Genomic DNA, 5,507 nt, shown 5'->3' with positions numbered 1-5,507 from the left:
GCCCGCGACGGCGGCTATATCGCCGCCGGCTGGTCCCCCGCCCTCGACGAGGAGCGGGCGCTGCGCGACGAGGGCCGCCGCCTCGTCGCCGCGCTGGAAGGGCGCCTGCGCGCCGATACCGGGATCTCGATCCTGAAGGTTCGCCACAACAATGTGCTGGGCTATCATATCGAGGTGACGCCGCTGCACGCCGACAAGCTGGCGACCGACAGCCGCTTCATCCATCGCCAGACCCTGGGCAGCGCCGTTCGCTTCTCGACCGTGGAACTCAGCGAACTCGCCGACCGCATCGCCCGGGCGGGCGACAAGGCCATCGCGCTCGAGGTTCAGATCTTCGATGGTTTCGTCGCCGAGGTGCTGGGCGCGGCCGAGGCCATCGCCGATGCCGCCCTCGGCCTTGCCGAGATCGACGGTGCCGCCGGCCTCGCCGAACTCGCCGAAAGGCGCCGCTATACCCGCCCGGTGCTGGAAGAGGGCACGGCCTTCCATATCGAGGGCGGGCGCCATCCGGTGGTGGAAGCAGGCTTCGGCGCCGGGCGCGAGGGCGATTTCGTCGCCAATGACTGCGACCTTGGCCCCGGCAACCGGCTGTGGCTGCTGACCGGCCCCAACATGGCCGGTAAATCGACCTTCCTGCGCCAGAACGCCCTGATCGCGGTCATGGCCCAGACCGGCAGTTTCGTGCCGGCGGCGAGGGCCGAGATCGGCGTCGTCGACCGCCTGTTCAGCCGTGTCGGCGCCGCCGACGACCTCGCCCGCGGCCGCTCCACCTTCATGGTCGAGATGGTCGAGGCGGCGGCGATCCTCAATCAGGCGACGCCGCGCAGCCTCGTCATCCTCGACGAACTGGGCCGGGGCACCGCGACCTATGACGGTCTCTCCATCGCCTGGGCCGCCATCGAGCATCTGCACGAGGTGAACAAGGCCCGCGCCCTCTTCGCCACCCATTATCACGAGCTGACCGCCCTCGCCGAGAAACTGCCCGAGGTCGCCGCCCATACGGTGAAGGTGCGGGAATGGAAGGGCGAAGTCGTCTTCCTGCACGAGGTGGTGCGCGGCACCGCCGACCGCTCCTACGGCATCCAGGTGGCGAAACTGGCGGGCCTGCCGCCCGCCGTCATCGCCCGGGCGGAAGACGTGCTGCACCGGCTGGAATCGGGCGGCGCGGGACAGGGCGGCGGGCGACCCGACATGGCCGCCCTCGCCGACGATCTGCCGCTCTTCGCCGCGCTCGCCGCCCGGCCGAAGCCGACGCCCCAGGTCCCGGCCGATCCGGTGGCCACCGCCCTTCTCGAGGCGGTGAAGGCCGTCACCCCGGATGATCTTTCCCCGCGCGAGGCGCTGGACGCGCTTTATCGCCTGAAGGCGCTGCTCGGCGGCTGACCGGTCAATGGGCCGGCGCGGGCATCGCCCGCGCCGCGCGGCAGACCCGGCGCACCTGCGTTTCCCACCAGGCGATGCCGAGCATGATCAGGGTCGTGACCCAGCCCATGACCAGGAAATCGGCGACGAGGCCGAGCGGGCCGACCGCCGCCAGTACCAGCGCCCCGACGACATGGGAGGCCGGCACGGCGTCATAGACGATCTTCTTGTAGACCGCGCTGCCCACGAGATAGATCGCCGGCCCCGCGACCATCACGATCATCTGCGCGACCTCGGCCATGCCGTGGGGATGGCCGAGCACGAGATCGTTGCCGACCGCGGTCACGATGATGCCGGCGACCAGAATCGCATGGACATAGTGGAAATAGGCGCCGATCCGCCCCGGATCGTCGGACGCGGTGATGGTCGCCGTCGCATCCTCGCCCGAGGTGCCGAAATAGAGCCACCACATGGCGAGCGTGCCGAGGAAGGTCGAGACGAGGGCAAGCAGCACCGGCGCGTCCCAGACCGCCGTCTCGGCCAGCGGCACGCCGGTCGCCAGCACGGTTTCGCCGAGGGCGACGATGACGAAGAGCTTGCAGCGCTCGGACAGATGGCCGCCCTCGATCGTCCAGTCGCTGGTTTTCGAGCGGCCGAGCCCGGGCAGCGGGAAACCGAACATGGGCGAGACATATTCGCAAAGCACGGCGATCGCCCAGAGCGCCATCCGCGCCTCGTGCTGGACGAAGCCGCCCGCGATCCAGAACACGGCGGATATCGTCATCCAGCCGAGGATGCGGCGATAATTGGCCGACAGCGCCTGACTGCCGCCCAGATGAAACAGGACATAGGCGCTGCGCCCGACCTGCATCGCGGCGTAAGAAACGGCGAAGATCAGGCCCCGGTCCTCGAAGGCTTCGGGAATCGCGGAGGCCATGGCCAGGCCGACCAGCATGGACACGAACAGCAGGCCCCGGATCGCCGGTGTTTCCGGATTGAACCAATTGGTAATCCAGCAGGTGTATTGCCAGCCCAGCCAGACCGCGAACCAGAGGATCAGCGTCTCGATCGCACCCGTGATCGAGAGATGATGCAGCAACTGGTGGCTGAGCTGGGTAACCGCGAAGACATAGACGAGATCGAAGAACAATTCCTCGAAGGTCACGCGGGCATGATGGCCGTCCCGGCGGCGCAGCAGGGGGTGCGGGGCGGTATCGCTCGTCATCAATGTCTCCAGGCCTTCGGGAATACGACGGGATTCTAGCTGTGATGAAAAGTCCCGCAACCCTCTCCACCGCCGGGCGCAATCGAGCCCTGAAAAACGTGGGTCATCGACTTCATGGCCCTCGTGCCTTACCTATAAGGCCTGACCTGACAGAGGGACCGATGGATATCGCCGTCAAGCACCGCCGCACGATCATCGACCGCAAGGTATTGGTCGAAGCCATCGAGGCTTTCGCCGCGGTCGGGGAAAGCGTCGATGCCCTGCGCCCGAAGCTGGTGCAGGCCCTGAAGGCCGCGCTGGCCGAGGGCCGGGCCGAATGCCGGCGCCGGCTCGAGACGGAAGAGGCCAACGGGCGCGAGACGGCGGCGGGCCTGTGCTATCTGGTCGATCAGGTCATCCGCGTCCTGCATGATTTCACCATCACCCATGTCTATCCGCTGCAGAACCCGACCGCGGGCGAGCGGCTGGACCTGATCGCCCTCGGCGGCTACGGCCGGGGCGAGCTGGCGCCCGGTTCGGACGTCGATCTCCTGTTCCTCCTGCCCTACAAGGAGACGCCCTGGCACGAGCAGGTGATCGAATACATGCTCTATCTGCTGTGGGATCTGGGGCTGAAGGTCGGCCATGCCACGCGCTCGATCGACGATTGCATCCGCCTCGCCAAGCAGGACAACACGATCGCGACCGCGCTCCTCGAGATGCGCTGGCTGTGGGGCGATCAGGCGCTCTACACCGAACTGAAGGAGCGTTTCGGCCGCGACGTGGTGAACGGCCATGGCGCCGCCTTCGCCGAAGCCAAGCTGAAGGAGCGGGACGAGCGCCACCGCCGCCTCGGCGATTCCCGCTACACGGTCGAGCCCAACCTGAAGGAAGGCAAGGGCGGCCTGCGCGATCTGCACACCCTGTGGTGGATCGCCAAATTCGTCCACCGGGTCGACGATGCCGCCGAACTCGTCGACAAGGGCGTGCTGTCCGCCGACGAATACCGCCGCTTCGTCAAGGCCGAGAATTTCCTGTGGGACGTGCGCTGTCACCTGCACTTCCTGACCGGTCGCCCGGAAGAGCGACTGACCTTCGACGTCCAGCCCGAACTCGCCCGCCGCCTCGGCTATACCGATCATGCCGGCACCAAGGGCGTCGAGCGCTTCATGAAGCACTATTTCCTCTTCGCCAAGGATGTCGGCGTGCTGACCCGCATCTTCTGCGCCAATCTGGAAGAAGAAGCGCGGCGCAAGCCGTCCAGGCTGAAACTCCTGTCGCTGTCGCGCCGGGCCAAGGTGGTCGAGGGTTTCCTGGTCGAGGGGGGCCGCGTCGGCGTCACGTCGGAGAACCAGTTCGAGCTGGCGCCGATCGACATGATCCGCCTGTTCGAGGTCGCCCAGCGCCACGAACTGGACGTGCATCCGCAGGCCCTGCATCTGATCACGCGGAACCTGAAGCGGATCGACGCCGCCCTGCGCCACGACCCGGCGGCCAATGCCCTGTTCCTGACCATCCTGACCAGCCGCAAGGATCCCGAGACCTCCCTGCGCCGTCTGAACGAGGCCGGCGTCTTCGGCCGTTTCGTGCCCGACTTCGGCCGCGTCGTCGCCCAGATGCAATACGACATGTATCATGTCTACACGGTCGACGAGCACACCATCCGGGCGATCGGCGTCCTCGCCGAGATCGAGCGCGGCATCCTCGGCGAAGACCTGCCGCTGGCGACCGACATCATTCACAAGATCCTGTCGCGCCGCGTGCTCTATTGCGCCGTGATGATCCACGACATCGCCAAGGGCCGGGGCGGCGACCATTCGGTGATCGGGGCCGAGATCGCCCAGCGCCTGTGCCCGCGCCTCGGCCTTTCCGCCGCCGAGACCGAGACCGTGGCCTGGCTGGTGCGCCATCACCTCGCGATGTCGAATACCGCCTTCAAGCGCGACCTGACCGACCCGAAGACCGTTCACGATTTCGCCGACCTGGTGCAGAGCCCGGAGCGCCTGCGCCTTCTCGCCGTGCTGACCGTCGCCGATATCAGGGCCGTCGGCCCCGCCATCTGGAACGGCTGGAAGGGCCAGCTGCTGCGCGGGCTTTATTACGAGACCGAGCCCCTGCTGTCGGGCGGCCACGCCAGCGCCCCGAAGGAGCGCCTGAACCGTGCCCATGCCGAGATTTCGGCGCGGCTGAAGGACTGGAAGCCGACCGAGATCGAAGCCTTCTTCCGCCGTCACGCCGAATCCTATCTGGTCTCGACCGAGCCCGCCTGCGTCGAGCGTCACGCCCGGCTGATGCGCGAGGCCGACCGCGAGGAAGCGCCGCTGACCCTGGCGACCCGGACCGACCGCTTCCGCTGCGTGACCGAAGTCACCCTCTATACCGCCGACCATCCGGGCCTGTTCGCCCGGGTGACCGGGGCGATCTCGGTCTGCGGCGCCTCGATCGTCGATGCCAAGATCTTCACCACCAATGACGGCATGGCGCTCGACGTCTTCACCCTGCAGGACGCCGACGGCGGCCCCTTCGACCGGCCGGAGCGGCTGGCCAAGCTGTCGACCACGATCGAGCAGGTGCTGATGGGCCGGGTCCGCCCGCGCGAGGTGCTGGAAGGCCGCGCCGCGCCCTCGAAGCGGACGATGAATTTCAAGGTCGCGCCCCGGGTGCTGATCGACAACAACGCCTCGACCCGGCTGACCGTGATCGAGGTGAACGGCCGCGACCGGCCGGGCCTCCTGTTCGAGCTGACCCGCGCCATCTTCGCCCTGAACCTGACCATCCGTTCCGCCCATATTGCCACTTATGGCGAGCGGGCGGTCGACGTCTTCTATGTCTCGGACCTGTTCGGCCACAAGATCCGCCATGGCGGCAAGCTGAAGGCGATCGAGCGCCGCCTGACCGAGGTGCTGGCACCGCCCGCGCCCGCGGTCGCGGCGGCGACGCC

General features: G+C 67.6%; 3 protein-coding genes. 2 read left to right on the top strand and 1 reads right to left on the bottom strand.

The window, feature by feature from the left end:
- On the top strand, positions 1 to 1,383 hold a 1,383-nt coding region (mutS, locus tag WAZ62_RS09115; protein ID WP_422643213.1), incomplete at its 5' end, for a DNA mismatch repair protein MutS.
- 4 nt (positions 1,384 to 1,387) lie between these two features.
- On the opposite strand, the gene WAZ62_RS09110 is transcribed toward mutS, so the two are convergent.
- Positions 1,388 to 2,587 (bottom strand): low temperature requirement protein A, encoded by a 1,200-nt coding sequence (locus tag WAZ62_RS09110; protein WP_422643212.1) that lies wholly within the window; start codon positions 2,585 to 2,587, stop codon positions 1,388 to 1,390.
- Positions 2,588 to 2,748: 161 nt separating this feature from the next.
- Between WAZ62_RS09110 and WAZ62_RS09105 the strand changes: the two genes are divergently transcribed.
- The coding region (locus WAZ62_RS09105) for a [protein-PII] uridylyltransferase (protein WP_422643211.1) at positions 2,749 to 5,507 on the top strand (2,759 nt) is incomplete at its 3' end.

This window comes from Zavarzinia sp. (assembly GCF_049306435.1).
In the GTDB taxonomy this organism is placed as follows: domain Bacteria; phylum Pseudomonadota; class Alphaproteobacteria; order Zavarziniales; family Zavarziniaceae; genus Zavarzinia.
Note: the sequence above shows the minus strand (reverse complement) of the source record. Positions and strands in the feature narration are given on the sequence as shown.